Source organism: Pseudoalteromonas sp. TAB23 (assembly GCF_000498075.1).
In the GTDB taxonomy this organism is placed as follows: Bacteria; Pseudomonadota; Gammaproteobacteria; order Enterobacterales; family Alteromonadaceae; genus Pseudoalteromonas; species Pseudoalteromonas arctica.
This window is the reverse complement of record NZ_AUTP01000324.1, coordinates 1-15684: the sequence shown is the minus strand read 5'-3', so window position 1 is coordinate 15684 and position 15684 is coordinate 1. Positions and strand designations below refer to the sequence as shown.

The following is a 15684-nucleotide window of genomic DNA, read 5'->3' as shown; positions in this document are numbered from 1 at the left end:
TAAATAGTTTTAGGTTGTTTTTTATGTTTTCGAAGCCTTCGCAGGCGGTTTACACCGTTTCACGCCTTAATAGAGAAATTCGCACAATCCTTGAGCAAGGTTTTGCATCTTTAGTGCTCACGGGCGAAATTTCTAACTTTATTACCCCTGCATCTGGACATTGGTACTTTTCGTTAAAAGACGATAAAGCACAAATTAAAGCCGCCATGTGGCGAGGCAATAATCGCAACCAAAGCTACCGCCCTGTAAATGGCGCACAAGTTACAGTAAAAGCGCGTGTATCGCTTTATGAACCTCGCGGTGACTACCAGCTTATTGTTGAGCATATGGAACCCGCAGGCGAAGGTCAGCTAAAACAAGAATTTGATGCGCTTAAAATGCGTTTAGCCGCCGAAGGATTATTTAGCTCTGCTCACAAACAGCCATTACCCCAAAATATTAATCGCATTGGTGTTATTACCTCAGCAACCGGCGCTGCTATAAAAGATATTTTAACGGTACTCAAACGCCGTGCACCGCAGCTAGAAGTCATCATTTACCCTGCTATGGTACAAGGCAAAGAAGCGCACGTGCATTTAATTAACCAAATTGAATTAGCTAATGCTCGTGATGAAGTAGACGTACTTATTTTAGGGCGAGGCGGCGGATCACTTGAAGATTTATGGTGTTTTAATCACGAACAGCTCGCCCGCGCTATTTTCAAAAGTGAATTACCGATAGTAAGTGCGGTAGGCCACGAAATAGATACCACTATTAGCGATTACGTTGCTGATGTTCGTGCAGCGACCCCATCAGCCGCAGCTGAGCTTGTAAGCCCAAATACGCAAGAGTTACACAACAAAGTAACGCAATTAGTTAATCGTTTATCTAACGCGTTTAAGCACGGCATTGCCGACAAGCGCGCACTAGCAACGCAGTTACAACACCGCCTTAATTTATGTCATCCGCGTAATCAGCTTAATCAAAAATCACAACGTTTGGATGAGCTAAGCATTGCGCTGCAACAGGCGATGCGTAATCGTTTATACCAACAAGAACGTACACTCAATAACTTAACGCCGCGTTTAATGCGCCAATCACCCGATAAAAAACTCGCTACAGCAAGCCATCAACTTTCGCAATTACAAGCTAGGCTAAACCAAGCTATACAACATCAGTTACAGCAAGCGAATAATAGCTTAGCACTGCAAGCAAGCAGGTTAGATTCAGTAAGTCCGCTTAATGTTTTAGCGCGCGGCTATAGCATCACTAAAACACAACAAGGCAAAGTGGTTAAATCTGTGGGGCAAATTAAAACAGGCGATGTTTTGATTACAGAGCTCGTTGATGGCTCTATAGAATCACAGGTTATACCTGTTACATAAAGTTGGTATTACTTAAAACTCTGTACTTAGCAACAATTTAAGCTCGCTATCGCTTGATGTGGAGGTAGTGCTTTTAAATTGTTGCCAAAACTCTTGCTTCATCAACTTGTCGTTTAGCTCTCGCCATTGAGAATTATCAAATGTGTCGTTATCAGCGGGTGCGGCTAGTTCAAATTCACATATCGTCGTTTTACATTTTGCGCTAACAACATCAGGTATAATCGCTAAATCAGCTGTTAATAAAAAATCTTGTAATGCCATTTCAGTACGATAAGCCCATTCTTCGTCACGCGTTTGCTTTTCAAATTTATCACGTAAAATCTTCTCAAAATCTGAAGGACCTCTCATTTGCTTTAAAATGCTTTTAACTGTCGCTTTCTGCTCAGCAAGTTGCTGCTTAAGCTGAGTTACTTGCTCTTCTAAAGGTAACTCATCAAGCATTTGGGTTTCTGAATAGGTTGGAGGCGTGTCTTCAGCGGGCTCTATACTAGCGACTTGCTCAAGTACTGCAGAGCCAGCATTACTCAATAACTCATTACTTTGTTGTTCAATATGAAGCTTTTGCTGTTTTTCATAACTTGGCTGCGACTTAACAGATTCTGGATGACTTGAAGCTGCATTAAAGTAGCTCCAAGTTAAACCTACACCCGCAATAAACCCAATCCCTAGAGCCAATAAACTATTCTTGTTCATGTTAATTCCTTTTAAGTTTTATTATTTTTAATTACTTATAGCATTGCACTCGTGTGCGATTCGTTTTCAGGCTCAGGATTTGCTAAAAAGTTTTGGTTCATACTTTGCGCCGGACACTCACAATCCGGTCGACCAATAATTTTAGCGGGTACGCCAACAGCGGTTGTGTGTGGTGGAACATTGCTAAGTACAACTGAGCCCGCACCAATTCGTGCGCCCTCACCTACTTCAATATTACCAAGTACTTTAGCGCCGGCGCCAATTAATACGCCTGCTCTAATTTTAGGATGACGATCGCCCTGCTCATTGCCTGTACCGCCAAGCGTTACAGATTGCAAAATTGATACGTTATCTTCAATTACCGCTGTTTCACCAATAACAATACCGGTTGCGTGGTCAAACATAATGCCTTTACCCACTTTACATGCTGGGTGAATATCGACCCCAAACACTTCAGAGTTACGGCTTTGAATAAAGCGCGCTAGCTCTTTGCGGTTTTGTTGCCACAAGCAATTAGCCAAACGGTGCGCCTGAATAGCATGAAAACCTTTTAGATTTAATATAACCGTAAGATAGGTTTCTGATGCAGGGTCGCGGTCTTTTACCGCTTTAATATCCTCAGCAACAAAAGATAGCATACGGTCACATTTTACAAATGCTTGATCGAACAGCTCTCGGATAGTGAATGCCGATACCACCGCATCAGCCAACTTATTAGCAACAATAAAGCTCAATGCCGAACCTAAACAATCATGATTCAAAATGCATGAATAAACATGACTTGCTAATAATGGTTCACGTTTTACTACATCGTTAGCTTCGTCGCGAAGCTGTTGCCAAATTGCATGACGCATAATACTGCACTGCCTTAAGTTGATATAAAATAGCCTTTTCCCAAGTCTAACGGATTTAAAGCCTAAGGTGTTAATCCCTTAGTTATTTGTTCTGGTTATTAGATATAACTAGCACCCAGAAATGATATTTTAAATACTTACCTATTTTTTAGATTAAGTTATACGACAGTAGCTAAAATGACCAATACAGACTTAAAATATAATAAATTAATAAAAAAAATCAAAAGCTAGCAACATACGAAAGCTCACCTATCATATGACAAAATACGGACTGACGTACAGCTGACGGCGTAAAAACGCTAAATTAATTAGGATTTAAGCTAAGTTTGTTCATTATACCGAGCTAAGCTATATTTAGTTTTATTGATTTTTTACATAAAAAATAGAAATGAGGAATTCAAAATGAGTGATGACTCTGAATTAAAAAATAAAGAAAAGCGTGGAATAAATATATTACTTCTCATTAGTTTAATAATTATGATTATTGGTATTGCCATCAAAATATATGATGCGCGTTTCATTAATTAAAGGACCCTACTACAGAGTCCTTAAAGATATAAAGTGCCCCATAAGTTAGGGCACTTTCCAACCATTAAAAACCACTTAAATTATTGAAATACTTTTTCAACTTTTACTACTTCAATATTTTTTGCAGGAATTGATAATTTATAATCGGCAATCACTTTATCCTCAGCAACCAACTCAGCAGGTTTATTAGTGTTGTAAACCATTGGCGATGTTTGCTCAGGCGCTAAACGTTTTTGCATATCAGCGCCGTCTGCGGTTATAAACACATATTGAACATTGTCTGTTTGTAAGTTTTCTTTAATAACGCGATTTACATCAGCAAGCGTTAGCGTTTTAAGTTTATTAGTTACGTAACTTACAAAGCTATCAGTGTTGTAAAATTCGCTATCAAGTGCGTAACCTAATTGGCGATTTTGACTTGCTACCATTTGCGGCACAAAGTTAATTAAAAAGTTACGCGTAGCTTCAAAGTCATCTTCGCTCATACCATTTTTAATTAGCTTATCTAGCTCAAACAAGGCGGTACGTGTTGCAAAGTGCGCATCGTTATTAGAGCGAAGTGGGCGTAACCACACTTGAAATATTTGCTCAGAGCGCCCTAGGTTTGCATCAGGCTTGGTTTGAAACATACCACGTGGAAAGTATTCAATGTATGCGTAATCGCCATAGTTCATGCCGCGAGTTTCGCGAATGCGCTCATATAAAAAGCTATTAGAACTACGGTGCTCACCGAAGTACGAACGCACAAGCCAAAGGGCTGTCCAGTCTTCGCTACTTCTTATTGTATCAATAGGGAAACCAAACGATACCGCCGTCGATTGCGCTGACTTTTCTACAATAGTTGCATGATGACCTTTAAGCGCTGGTGCATCAGGAATACTTAAACGGCTTTGCTCACCTTTTGGTAGCGTTGCAAAATCGCTCATCATTTTAGCTTTAAGTTTTGCAGGCACAGCCCCAATTAAACCAACCGTTAACTTAGATTGCGTAAGCTCGCTGTTATAAAACGCTTTAACATCATCAAGGGTCAGCGCTTCTAAATCCGAAATATCACCATAGTTGTAGCTTTCGTAAGGGTGATTTTTGTAAAGCGCACTGTATAGCACTTCTTTGCCTAGCTCTTCATCGTTAGATGCTTTTAAGCCTGATTTAATACCGTCGATCATTTCTTTTTTAAGGCGTTTAAAGTCGTCATCTCTAAAACCTGGGTTTAGTAATTGATCGCTCACAAGTGTATACCACTGCGCCGCATTATCTTTATGAATACGCCCTTGAAACGACAGCATTTCTTTATCTATTTGATAGCCAAAGCTACCCGCAAGCGGATAAAGTGCTTTTTGAATATCTTTATAGCTTGTCGCCTCTGAGCCACCTTGTGCAAGCATAGCCGCAGTTAACGCAGCAACACCTTTTTTGCCTTGTGGGTCGGCAGCCGCACCGGTATTGAATAAAAAGTTAACATCAATTAATGGCGAGCTATTCGTTTTATCAAGTACTTTAAATACAGGTGCCGCAGGTGCTTGTTCAAGCTTTGCAGTAAGCGCATTTAAATTAACTTCTTGCTCAAAACCTGGGGCTTTATCAAGTGCCGACATTGTTAATGTGGTACGTGCGTTATCAGTAAAGTATTTATTAGCAACGGCTTTAATATCTGCGCTGGTAATGTTATCTGCCGATTTATACAGCTGGTTTATAACCTCAGGATCACGCTCAAAATGCATGTAGCTGGCAAGAGTTGATGCAATCGCTTGCGATGAGTCTAAGCCATTAATAAAACTGTATTTAAGGTTCGATTTTAAATCACTGAGCTTTTGCTCATCAACAAGCTCAGTGCGTGCTTTTGCATAAGTTCGGTTAATGGCATCGCGTGCAGTGGCTAAATCATCTGCATTTTCTACTTTAACAAATACGTGTAATAAACCCGGATCTTTAGTCTCTGGGTTATAGGTAAACATTTGGCTGGCAATTTGTTTGTCGACCACTAGCTCTTGATATAAATCTGAATTATTTGAAAAATAAAGCTGTGAGATTAAATCAAGTGCCGCTCTGTCTTTTTTAGCAGGCTCCCACGCAGCGCCTTTGTAAGATACAAGTAACCAATGCCCTGGTAGCGCTTCATCTTGCTGGTGCAAATATTTTGGTGCTTGTTGAACAGGCTCTGCTTTAATGTCAGCAACATAGTTACCCTTTTTCCAGCTGCCCCAATGCTTTTTAACCATTGCCATTGTTGCTTGTGGATCTACATCGCCCACAATAACAAGTGACACATACTCAGGTTTATAAAACTTAGCAAAAAACTCTTTCCCGTACGCCATTTGATCTGGCATGGCTTCTATGTCTTTAAAAAAGCCCATAGTGGTGTGTTTATACGTGTGCTTATCAAACGCTTCTTCGCGTACAGCGCTTAATAATTTACGAATTGGACTCGCGTTGTTTTTTAAGTACTCACCTTTTACCGTTTGTGCTTCTGTTCTAAATTGCTCTTCGGTGTAAGTTAAGTTTTGAAAAATATCAGCTTCAAGCTCAAGTACTTTATCAAGATGCTGCTTTGAAAAGTTTAAATGGTAGTTTGTAAAATCGTTTGTTGTATAAGCGCGGTTATCAACACCTGAATTTTTTAATATGTCTGAGTACACATCTTCAGGGTATTTTTGTGAGCCTTTAAACATCATGTGTTCAAAAAAGTGAGCAAAGCCTGTTTTGCCCTCTTCAACTTCGTTACGCGATCCAACCGATACCGGAATTTGCAGCGACACTACATCAGGGTAATCGGTTTTAACAACCATGACACGTAAGCCGTTTTCTAGCTCTTCAATTAAATAATCTTGCGAAAAAACACCCTCATCAGCTTTATTTACTTGTTTTTGTTGTGCTGTTGTTTGCGTGCTTTGGTTTTGTTGCATGGCGCAACCCGTTAACGCCAGCGATACCGCTAAGCTGGTTGCTAATAATTTAAATTTCATTGTTGTCCCTTTTTAAATTGAGCAAATTTGTTGTCAGATTTATCACTAACTCACCCTCGATTATGCCCCAAAGCCAATAAATATAAGAGCCCAAAGGGAATTTATTATGTAAACAACTGTGTCAATTATAAATTATGGGAACAAGCAATATGAATAAACATCATGTTAGTTGAAAAACTTTCATTAAATAAATCTATCTAGACGTCTAAATGGCTGCTATATTAAATCCATCAAAACAAACTTAGCTGGAATGAGGATTATGGCTTTATCACTAAAAGAGAAGATAGTGGACACCAATCAAGGTGTTTATCTTATTGGTACTACCCCGCCTAAAATTGGCACCGATAAAGCGCAATTAAAAATCATTGCAGAAAAGCTATTAGGTCGCTTACACGAAATTGAATACGACGGCGTGATAATTTACGACATTCAAGACGAAAGCAGCCGTACTAATCAAGACCGCCCATTTGCGTTTAAACAAACCGTTGATCCGCGTGAATACAGCCATTTACTTCGTAATTTATCTGCACAAGATGTGATTACTTATAAAAGTGTGGCGCAGCGTGGCGTAGGCGAATTTAAAGATTGGCTAAGTGAAACTAAAAACGACTACGATTTACAAAATGTTGTTTTAGTAGGTAGCCCATCATCGATAGGCGATATAAAGCTAAGCCTGCCAGATGCGTATAAAGCATTGGCTGAGCAATCAGATGATTTCTTTTTAGGTGGCGTTACGATTGCCGAGCGCCATTCAAGTAAACGAAATGAGCACGAACGATTAATAGAAAAAACAGCACAAGGTTGTCAGTTTTTTATATCGCAAGCTGTTTACGACGCACAAGCGACTATAGAGCTAATTACTAGCTACGCACGTACATGTAAAGCACAGGGTATTACACCTCAACGTATTATATTAACGTTTACCCCGTGCGGCGGTGAAAAAACCTTAGACTTTATGCAATGGTTGGGTATCTCAGTGCCAGAGGCAACTAAATGGCGCATGCTTGATGCAGACAATACATTAAGCGAATCGGTACGTATTTGCCGCGAAAACCTCGACTTAATACTTAAAAGCTGTGCGCATTTAGATGTACCGCTGGGCTTAAATATTGAAAGCTTAACAAACCGTAAAGAAGAAATTGACGCGTCAATTAACCTATACCGTTTATTAAAAGCCATTATGGAATTGAACCTTGCGGAAAAGCTAATAGCTTAAAAGCTAGGTTAGAGCTAATTAACACCCTTCTTGGCAAGCCTCACGGCTTGCTTTTTTATGTCCGTTCTTTGAAAAATTAATTAATAAATACAAGTAAAGATTTGCAGCTTAAGCTATTTATTGAAGGTGTTTTTGGTTATTACTCTCAAGCCTTTTTAAGGCAAACCCCATAGAGGAGCACATAACACCAAAAATTATTCCCTCATTAGATTGCTAGGGAACGTTTCAAATAAGCTTATTATTGCTAAGGAAAAAATAAAACCTATCGCAGAAAAAACCAGCCAAGTTTGTGTGGCATGAGTCATGACGAACCTCCTTTTATAATTGTGCTTTTTTAGCAAGCTTATACGCTTGTTTATTTTTATACATTGCGTGGTCTGCATCATTTAATAGCGCTTCAAAGGGCTGCTTTTGTTTATTAGTAAAACTATAACCAATACTAAGCGATAAATCGCAAACGTCTTCTTTGAGTAAGGCTTTTGAATACTCAGTCGAAATTTTATCCATGATGTAATTAATTTTACTCTTATCGCTTACTTGCATTACTGCAACAAACTCATCGCCACCTAAGCGCCCTACTATATCGGCATCTCTTAAATGCGTTTTTAGCGTATCCGCTAATATAATTAAGGCTTTGTCGCCTACTTCATGTCCGCAGGTGTCGTTTAATTTTTTAAAGTCGTTTATATCAATAAACAAACAGCATACGTCAAAGCCTAAACGCAGTGCTAAGTTAAGTTTTTGTTGAGCGAGTAAGCTAAGTGCCCGGCGGTTATAAATATTCGTTAATGAGTCTAACATGGCTATTTCGCGCATTTGCTCATAGCTATACACAAGCGCTAAGTCGTCTTCAATTAAATCACGTAGTTGTTCTATGAGTTCAAAATATTCATCGGTATAGCTTGTTATTTTAGTGTCTTTTAAACATAACGTGCCAAACACTTCGCCTTCAGGCCAATGAATAGGTAAACCTAGGTAGGATTCAACACCGTCTTCAACTACTTCTGGTAGGGTGTTCCATGTATCGTTATTACTTGCATCATTAACATATAATGTATTGTTAGTTTCAGCTACGTGGCGACAAAACAGAGGAGTTTGAGGAGGGAGTATAGGGTTGGTCTCAAAGTTAGATCCACCCTCGTTACTTCTAATAACAACGCGATAGCCTTTGCTTGTTGCCTGAACTATATAACCAGACGGGGCTGAAAAAAGCCCCGTTATAAGGTCGATTGTTTTTTGCCATTTATGCAAAGATATTTGGCCATCAATACCAGAAAATGCCCATTGATCAATTTCAAACATTGCTTTACCTCGGCTATTTAGTAGCTCCAGTATAGGCAAAAAAACAAAGTAAAAGCTATTATTTACGACGTCTACTTGGCTCTCTTTTACCAGTGATGCGTTTTTTATCGCGATCTTTTCGCGACTTGTTAGTATTTTTACGATTATCTTTTGGCTTTTTATTAGGATCTGGCTCGTAACCTTCTAACCACTGCGGCGTTAAACGCGTATCGAGTAGTACTTCAATTTCTTCTAGCAGCCATTGCTCATCAAGACTTACCAGCGACATAGCAAGTCCTTGTTCACCAGCACGACCAGTACGGCCAATACGGTGCACGTAATCCTCGGCAATGTAAGGTAGTTCAAAGTTAATTACGTATCTAAGTGTAGAAATATCTAAACCACGCGCAGCTACATCAGTTGCAACAAGTACGCGTGTAATACCTTCTTTAAAGTTTTGCAATGCACGGTCGCGTGCGCCTTGCGATTTGTCGCCATGGATTGATTCGGTTTTTAAACCGTCTTTACACATTTCTTTAGCAAGCTGATCAGCCATTTGTTTTGTGCGAGTAAAAATAAGCACTTGGCGCCAGTTTTTCATGCCAATCATGTGCGATACAAGTTCGCGCTTACGATCCTCATCTACAGCGTAAATAACTTGCTCTACTTCAACCGCAGCTGAGTTACGTTTATCAACTTCAATTAGCTCTGGGTTTTTAAGTAACTTTTTACTGAGTTCAAACACGCTGTCATCAAACGTAGCTGAAAATAGTAAAGTTTGGCGATCGCCCGGGATATGTCGCAATATACGTCTAATTTCATCAATAAACCCCATATCAAGCATGCGGTCAGCTTCGTCAAACACTAAGGAGTCTACGCTTGAAAGTACCACACTGCCTTTAACTATATGATCAAGCAAACGCCCAGGTGTTGCCACTATAACTTGCGCTGTTTTAAGTGCTTTTATTTGAGGGCCAATACTTGCGCCACCATAGGCTAAAGCGCCATTGATATTAGTGCCTTGTGCGTACTTTTCAAAGCTTGCAAATACTTGCTGAGCAAGCTCACGGGTTGGCGTTAAAATTACAACGCGGGCAAGGCCTTGCTCATCTTTTTTAGGGGTATTTAAAAGCTTATGTAATAAAGGTAAAACAAAGGCGGCGGTTTTACCCGTACCTGTTTGCGCGCTGCCCATTACATCACTTCCGGCTAAAATAGGCGGAATAGTTTTAATCTGAATTGCGGTAGGTTGAGTGTAATTATTTTGCTCAATCGCTGTTAATAATAACGGGTCGAGATTAAGTGATGAGAACGTAGTGGCAGACATAGACTTAGCTTTAAAATAACAAAGAGCGCTATTGTACGCATATTACTGTACTGCGTAAATTAACCAGTCCAGAAAAGTATTTAATCGTGGTTGCTCACTTTCACTTTAGCGCTAAAACAATAAATAAGGCGCTAAATAACAGCTGTATTTAGCGCCTTTTATAATTTGCTGTAGCTTTAAGCTGGCTTTAGTGTAGCTTTACGCTCGTTGTAAAACGCTATTAAATCGTCAACTGTTGCTTGGCAGTATTCGCGTATACCCGAAACTACCATATGCTTTTCACCACTACCCACTTTAACGCCGTTTTCCAACAGGTTAAAACGTAGTGTGATTTTTCCGCGCTTACCGGCATACTCAAAACTAGGCTCTGCAAACTCAAGTTCTGGTTCTGTAATATCAAGATTATCAAGATTGATAAGCATTGATTCGTAAATCACCATAGGACGAGCAGGGTTTATCATTACCTCTTGCTTGCCCATTAATGGAATAATTACATGCGGAAAAGTAGTACCAGAAAACTCAACATAATTTTTTATAAGACTATTAGTTAATGCTGGGCATTGGCTGGTTTTACCGCTGCGCTTTACCTTTAAAATTACTTTTTCGCCATTGGTTACATCAAACTCATCAGCCCCTTCAGGGAAGTTAAGTTTGGTGTTTTCATCAACCATACCAGCAAAAGTAAATTCCATTTGTTCACTAATACCGTAGCGGTCTAGTACCAATGAAAAAAGTAAGTCTCCTGGCGCGCAAAACTTTTTGGCATCTTTGTCGTGAAGTGGATTGTAATCGTCAGCAACGCATTTAGCGAATCGACAACCTTGCTCACGAGAGATAGAAACATAATCAGCGTGCTGCTGAAAAAAAGGACTTAACATAGTTTGTTCACTGCTTAAACTGCTTATAACCTATCTATATTACCAGAAAAAAAATATTGAGAGGTCGAATCTGTTAGATTAGTTGCTAAATAAAACAGAGCAATAAAAAACAATGACCTTTTATTTATTTGCACTATCAATTATATGTGTTTTTCCGTACTGCAAAATATCAATAATGCGACAACCCCTTTGGCACTACTTAATGGCTTTAAGTGTTACAAGTGCGTATTTTCAAGGTTACATAAATTTATATGCACTGCTCAGTACTGGGCTTTACGTTGTTTTATACTACAGTGTGCTAAATACAAAGCGGGCAATAATACGCGCTATGTTAAGTACTGTTTTTATAACTTTCTCACTTGCATTAGCACTTCATTGGGTGCCTGGTTTTAATAACCTCCCTATTGTTATAGATGAGCGTATTACAAGCGATGCGATTGCTTTTACCCTTTATGCTAATTTTGATAAAGCTATGGCGGGTTTATTTCTTTGTGCTTACTTTTATTCGAATAAAAAAACTTTAAAAGCAGACTCTAATAAAGCGGGCCCATTAAACGTTAAACAACCCATTTTAATTGCTATTGCTACTGTTTTAGCTTCGCTCACTGCGGCTTTAATGCTTGGACTTGTAAGCTTTAACCCAAAAGTGCCGGACTTTTGGTTGGCCTTTATTGCTATTAATCTTTTATTTACCTGTGTTGCCGAGGAAGCTTTATTTCGAGGTTTACTTCAAACTAAGCTTAGCAAAATAATTACACCGAGCCGTTTAGCAATACTTGCCCCTGTAATTACTGCATGTATTTTTGCTTTGGCACATTTTGCTGGAGGAATTAACTATGTATTGGTTTCGTTTATTGCAGGCTTAGGATACGGCTATGTTTTTTATAAAACGCAGCGCTTAGAGTGGGCTATTTTATGCCATTGGTTGGTTAATGTTTGCCACTTCTTTTTGTTTACTTACCCTATGCTCAATAAAATCTAAATACATTTACAAATGCTAACAATTTACTTAGTAGTAAACATTGCCCGCATTTGATTTTGTTAGTAATTTACTACTTTATACCAACCTGCATAAATCTTTGAACAATTTAACGAATTAAATTTCACTATAACGTCGTTAAAAATTTTTTATTTAGAACAACTAGATACAAAAATTTTTGCCTAGTTTTAGCGTAATTTTCTTAACGTTAAATAGCCCCCATATATAAGCAGATTGGTATTAAATAAATTAAAGGACTAATAAATATGCTACGTTTTATAATGGCAATAACAGTGCTCGCCACAATAGCTGGTTGTTCAGGCATGACTTATCATACAGATATAGACAACGGCGTTTTATCTCAAGAAATTGGCACCTACGTTAATAAAAGAGATTTACAGCAATTTTATAGCGATCAAGAAGCACACGAAAGTGGCGCAACACTTTTAGGCCGAATAGAAGCTGAAAGCTGTGATGGCGATGGACTGGGCAGCAATAATGTAAGCTACAATCGCTCTAAATCAAACGCTATTGATTTACTTAAAGAAGATGCCATGCGCAGAGGCGGGAATGCTTTTACTATTAATTCCTGTAGCGAAACGTCTGTATCGTATTGCGACTTATCTGTTTTATGCACCGGACAGGCCTACGACTATCAATAAGTAAAAGTGCAAATTATATATTAAGCGCAAAGCTCAGTAGTACACGCTTTCCAGACTCGATTTTAGATACGCTGTGTTCGTACTTATCGGGTCTAAACAAATACACGCGATTAAATAAATTTATAATGCATTTTGAGCATTTAAATACCCCACCCGCTTTAGGTTTTTCTAATACAAAGTTGAGCTTGTAATAGCGCCCTTGCTGCACAGGGTCAATATGGTTCATTACGCTGTGATTCGTTGGGTAAGTAACAAGGTTTATCGAAAATGTATTACTGCTAAAAATAGCTTTGTTTTTAACGGTTGCAATCATACTGCCTCCTATGAGTTTATATGCCGCATTGTAGCATTGGGTTGAGTACTAATACTTTAGTTAAACAATATCAAAATGCCATGTCATATAGCTAAACAACCTGACACAAAAAAGCCGAACTTATTTTACTAAGCTCGGCTTTTAAAAGTACATTGTTTAGCAATTATGCACTTGGGTATTCGCGGTACGCACGCTCTATATTTTTAGCCTGCTTTTTAGAAATACCTAAATGAGCAAGTGCTACACGTAAACGAGCACGTGATAAGTCAGACCCCAATATTTCCATTGCATCAAGCACTGACGTACTTGACGTTTTGCCAGTAATTGCGACAAATATTGGCTCTAAAAAGTCTTTAATCTTAAGCTCGTGGAATGTTGCAACTTCTTTTGCAATTGCAAAAATAGCGGGCTTTTCAAAGCTACGTAGACCTTCAAGCTGCCATACAAAAAATTGTAGCGCTTGGCGAATCACGTTTTCGTCTGCTTTGCCGGCTGTTAATAGCGCAGGATCGTAAGTTGGAATACCGCCTACAAAGTGCCCTGCAAGCTCAACCATATCCGACAGCGTATTAATACGAGTTTTAACTTCGGGTAATATTTTAGCGAGCATTTCGCCATTAAACTTCCAATCAACAAAGCGCTGAATTAACTGCTCGTCGGTTAGGTTTTCGCGGATCCACATGCCGTTTAACCAGCTTAGTTTATCTACGTCGAATACCGGACCACCAAGCGATACGCGCTTCATGTCGAAGTTTTCAATCATTTCATTGAGTGTGAACTTTTCACGCTCATCAGGCATTGACCAGCCCATACGGCCTAAGTAGTTAAGCACGGCTTCTGGCAGGTAACCCATTTCTTTATAGTAATTAATAGACGTTGGGTTTTTACGCTTAGACAGCTTTGATTTATCTGGGTTACGTAGTAATGGTAAGTGACCAAGTACTGGCGCTTCCCAACCAAAATCTTCATAAAGCTTTAACAGCTTAGGTGCTGAGTTAATCCACTCTTCGCCACGGAAAATATGACTAATTTCCATATGGTGGTCGTCAACTACGTTCGCTAAAAAGTACGTTGGGAAACCATCCGCTTTTAAAAGCACTTGCATGTCTACGTTTTCCCACGGGATCTCAATTTCATCACGAAGGTAATCGTTAAACTTAAATGTGCCTTCGCTTGGGATTTTCATACGTATAACGTAAGGTTTGCCTTCAGCTAAGTTTGCTTTAATTTCTTCATCTGTATGGTTTAAACCACGACCGTCATATTTAGGGCGTAGGCCTTCTGCCATTTGCTCTTCACGCATTTGATCAAGCTCTTCGCTTGTTGCAAAGCAGTAAAACGCTTTACCATCATCAACTAACTGATGCGCGTATTTTTTATATAAATCGCTACGCTCAGATTGACGGTAAGGACCAAATTCGCCACCCACATCAGGACCATGATCCCACTCAAGCCCTAACCAACGTAGGCTATCCATAATCGCAAGTTCAGACTCTGGCGTGCTACGTACTTGGTCTGTATCTTCTATACGAAGTACAAATTCACCGCCTTGTTGTTTAGCAAAACAGTAGTTAAATAAGGCGATATAAGCGGTGCCAAGATGCGGGTCACCAGTTGGCGACGGGGCAACACGGGTGCGAATTGTCATGGTATATTCTCTTTAAATAAGTGAGATAATAAAAGTGGTTTATGCAGCTACTTTGTTTAAGTAAGCAATAATATCGTTTGATTCGTACAGCCATTGTACTTGGCCGTTTTGCTCTATACGCAGGCAAGGCACTTTAACTTTGCCGCCTTGTTCTAGTAGCTCTTGACGATATTGCTCATTGTCTTTTGCATCACGCGTTTCTATGTTTAAGCCTTCGCGTTTAATGGCGCGACGTACTTTTACACAAAACGGGCATGCTTTAAATTGATACAGTTTAAATTGTGAGGTTTGCTGATCAAGCTGTGCTTGCTCGTCGCTTGCACGCTTTTTACTGCGAGGAGTAAATACAAAATTAAAGAATAAGATTATACAACCTAAAAACCAACGAACTAATTTCATGTTCTGTGCTCTGCTTACAACAATTTAAGGAGCCAGATTTTAGCACAAATTTACAATCAAAAAAGTGTAATACTCCGAGAATTACACTCAAGTAATTTAATTTACTAAAAGTGCTTCTATAGCAATACCATATCATCCCTATGAAGTACTTCTGCGCCACTATCGTAATCGAGTAATTGGCCTATTTGACTAGAATGCGCACCCTTTATTTTATTTACCTCGGTGCTACTAAAGCGCGTTAAGCCCCGTGCAATCACTTGATTTTTATTATCAATTAAATCAATTAAATCACCGCGTTCAAAACGTCCAAATGCATTAGTAACGCCTTTAGCGAGTAAGCTTGCACCTTTATTTTGCAGCGCTGTAATAGCACCTGTATCAATAACAATTTGGCCGGTACTTTTTGGCCCAGCTAGTAGCCATTTTTTACGGCCATCTTTTGGGGCGGTGAGTTTTAAAAAACGTGTACCGGGTAATTCATCACTCATGCATTTTAAAATAACGTTTTTGCCTGCGCCTTTAGCAATAATAACTTCAACGCCTGCGCGCCTTGCAATGTCGGCGGCTTGCAGTTTAGTC

General features: G+C 39.3%; 15 protein-coding genes. 5 read left to right on the top strand and 10 right to left on the bottom strand.

What is annotated here, in order from left to right; all coding sequences use genetic code 11:
* Positions 1–23 precede the first annotated feature (23 nt).
* Positions 24–1364, top strand: coding sequence for an exodeoxyribonuclease VII large subunit (gene xseA / locus L654_RS0121195; protein ID WP_024608988.1), 1341 nt, complete (start codon positions 24–26; stop codon positions 1362–1364).
* Between the two features lie 12 nt (positions 1365–1376).
* On the opposite strand, the gene L654_RS0121190 is transcribed toward xseA, so the two are convergent.
* The gene (locus tag L654_RS0121190; RefSeq protein WP_024608987.1) at positions 1377–2057 is read right to left on the bottom strand and encodes a hypothetical protein; all 681 of its coding nucleotides are present in this window, start codon (positions 2055–2057) and stop codon (positions 1377–1379) included.
* 35 nt (positions 2058–2092) lie between these two features.
* Positions 2093–2911, bottom strand: a complete 819-nt coding sequence (gene cysE, locus L654_RS0121185) for a serine O-acetyltransferase (RefSeq protein WP_024606056.1) — start codon at positions 2909–2911, stop codon at positions 2093–2095.
* 402 nt (positions 2912–3313) lie between these two features.
* On the opposite strand from cysE, the gene L654_RS1000000128600 reads away from it, so the two are divergent.
* Positions 3314–3439, top strand: coding sequence for a hypothetical protein (locus L654_RS1000000128600; protein WP_007581611.1), 126 nt, complete (start codon positions 3314–3316; stop codon positions 3437–3439).
* A gap of 80 nt (positions 3440–3519) precedes the next feature.
* Here the strand turns inward: L654_RS1000000128600 and L654_RS0121175 are convergent, their stop codons facing one another.
* Positions 3520–6402, bottom strand: a complete 2883-nt coding sequence (locus tag L654_RS0121175; protein WP_024608986.1) for a pitrilysin family protein — start codon at positions 6400–6402, stop codon at positions 3520–3522.
* A gap of 259 nt (positions 6403–6661) precedes the next feature.
* Between L654_RS0121175 and L654_RS0121170 the strand changes: the two genes are divergently transcribed.
* Positions 6662–7618, top strand: coding sequence for a methylenetetrahydrofolate reductase (locus L654_RS0121170; protein WP_024608985.1), 957 nt, complete (start codon positions 6662–6664; stop codon positions 7616–7618).
* Positions 7619–7936: 318 nt separating this feature from the next.
* Here L654_RS0121170 and L654_RS0121165 read toward each other — a convergent pair whose 3' ends face one another.
* From L654_RS0121165 to L654_RS0121155, 3 genes are all read right to left on the bottom strand, one after another.
* Complete coding sequence (locus L654_RS0121165) at positions 7937–8920, bottom strand: sensor domain-containing diguanylate cyclase (protein WP_024608984.1); 984 nt, start codon at positions 8918–8920, stop codon at positions 7937–7939.
* Positions 8921–8978: 58 nt separating this feature from the next.
* Entirely contained in the window at positions 8979–10226 is a 1248-nt protein-coding gene (locus L654_RS0121160; protein ID WP_024593280.1) for a DEAD/DEAH box helicase, read from the bottom strand.
* A gap of 176 nt (positions 10227–10402) precedes the next feature.
* A complete protein-coding gene (locus tag L654_RS0121155) occupies positions 10403–11104 on the bottom strand; it encodes a DUF3581 domain-containing protein (protein ID WP_024598641.1) in 702 nt (233 codons plus the stop codon).
* A gap of 112 nt (positions 11105–11216) precedes the next feature.
* On the opposite strand from L654_RS0121155, the gene L654_RS0121150 reads away from it, so the two are divergent.
* Positions 11217–12086, top strand: a complete 870-nt coding sequence (locus tag L654_RS0121150) for a CPBP family intramembrane glutamic endopeptidase (protein WP_024608983.1) — start codon at positions 11217–11219, stop codon at positions 12084–12086.
* 263 nt (positions 12087–12349) lie between these two features.
* On the top strand, positions 12350–12745 hold the full coding sequence (locus L654_RS0121145) for a hypothetical protein (RefSeq protein ID WP_024608982.1): 396 nt from the start codon (positions 12350–12352) through the stop codon (positions 12743–12745).
* A gap of 13 nt (positions 12746–12758) precedes the next feature.
* Here the strand turns inward: L654_RS0121145 and L654_RS0121140 are convergent, their stop codons facing one another.
* The 4 genes from L654_RS0121140 to L654_RS0121125 form a co-directional block, all read right to left on the bottom strand.
* Entirely contained in the window at positions 12759–13058 is a 300-nt protein-coding gene (locus L654_RS0121140; RefSeq protein ID WP_021032137.1) for a hypothetical protein, read from the bottom strand.
* Positions 13059–13221: 163 nt separating this feature from the next.
* A complete protein-coding gene (gene gltX / locus L654_RS0121135) occupies positions 13222–14706 on the bottom strand; it encodes a glutamate--tRNA ligase (RefSeq protein WP_007581594.1) in 1485 nt (494 codons plus the stop codon).
* Positions 14707–14745: 39 nt separating this feature from the next.
* Positions 14746–15105: a glutaredoxin domain-containing protein gene (locus tag L654_RS0121130; protein ID WP_007581591.1), complete on the bottom strand. Its 360-nt coding sequence runs from the start codon at positions 15103–15105 to the stop codon at positions 14746–14748.
* A 116-nt stretch (positions 15106–15221) separates the two neighbouring features.
* Positions 15222–15684, bottom strand: a 463-nt coding sequence (locus L654_RS0121125) for a PUA domain-containing protein (RefSeq protein ID WP_024608981.1), incomplete at its 5' end; no start/stop codon positions are given.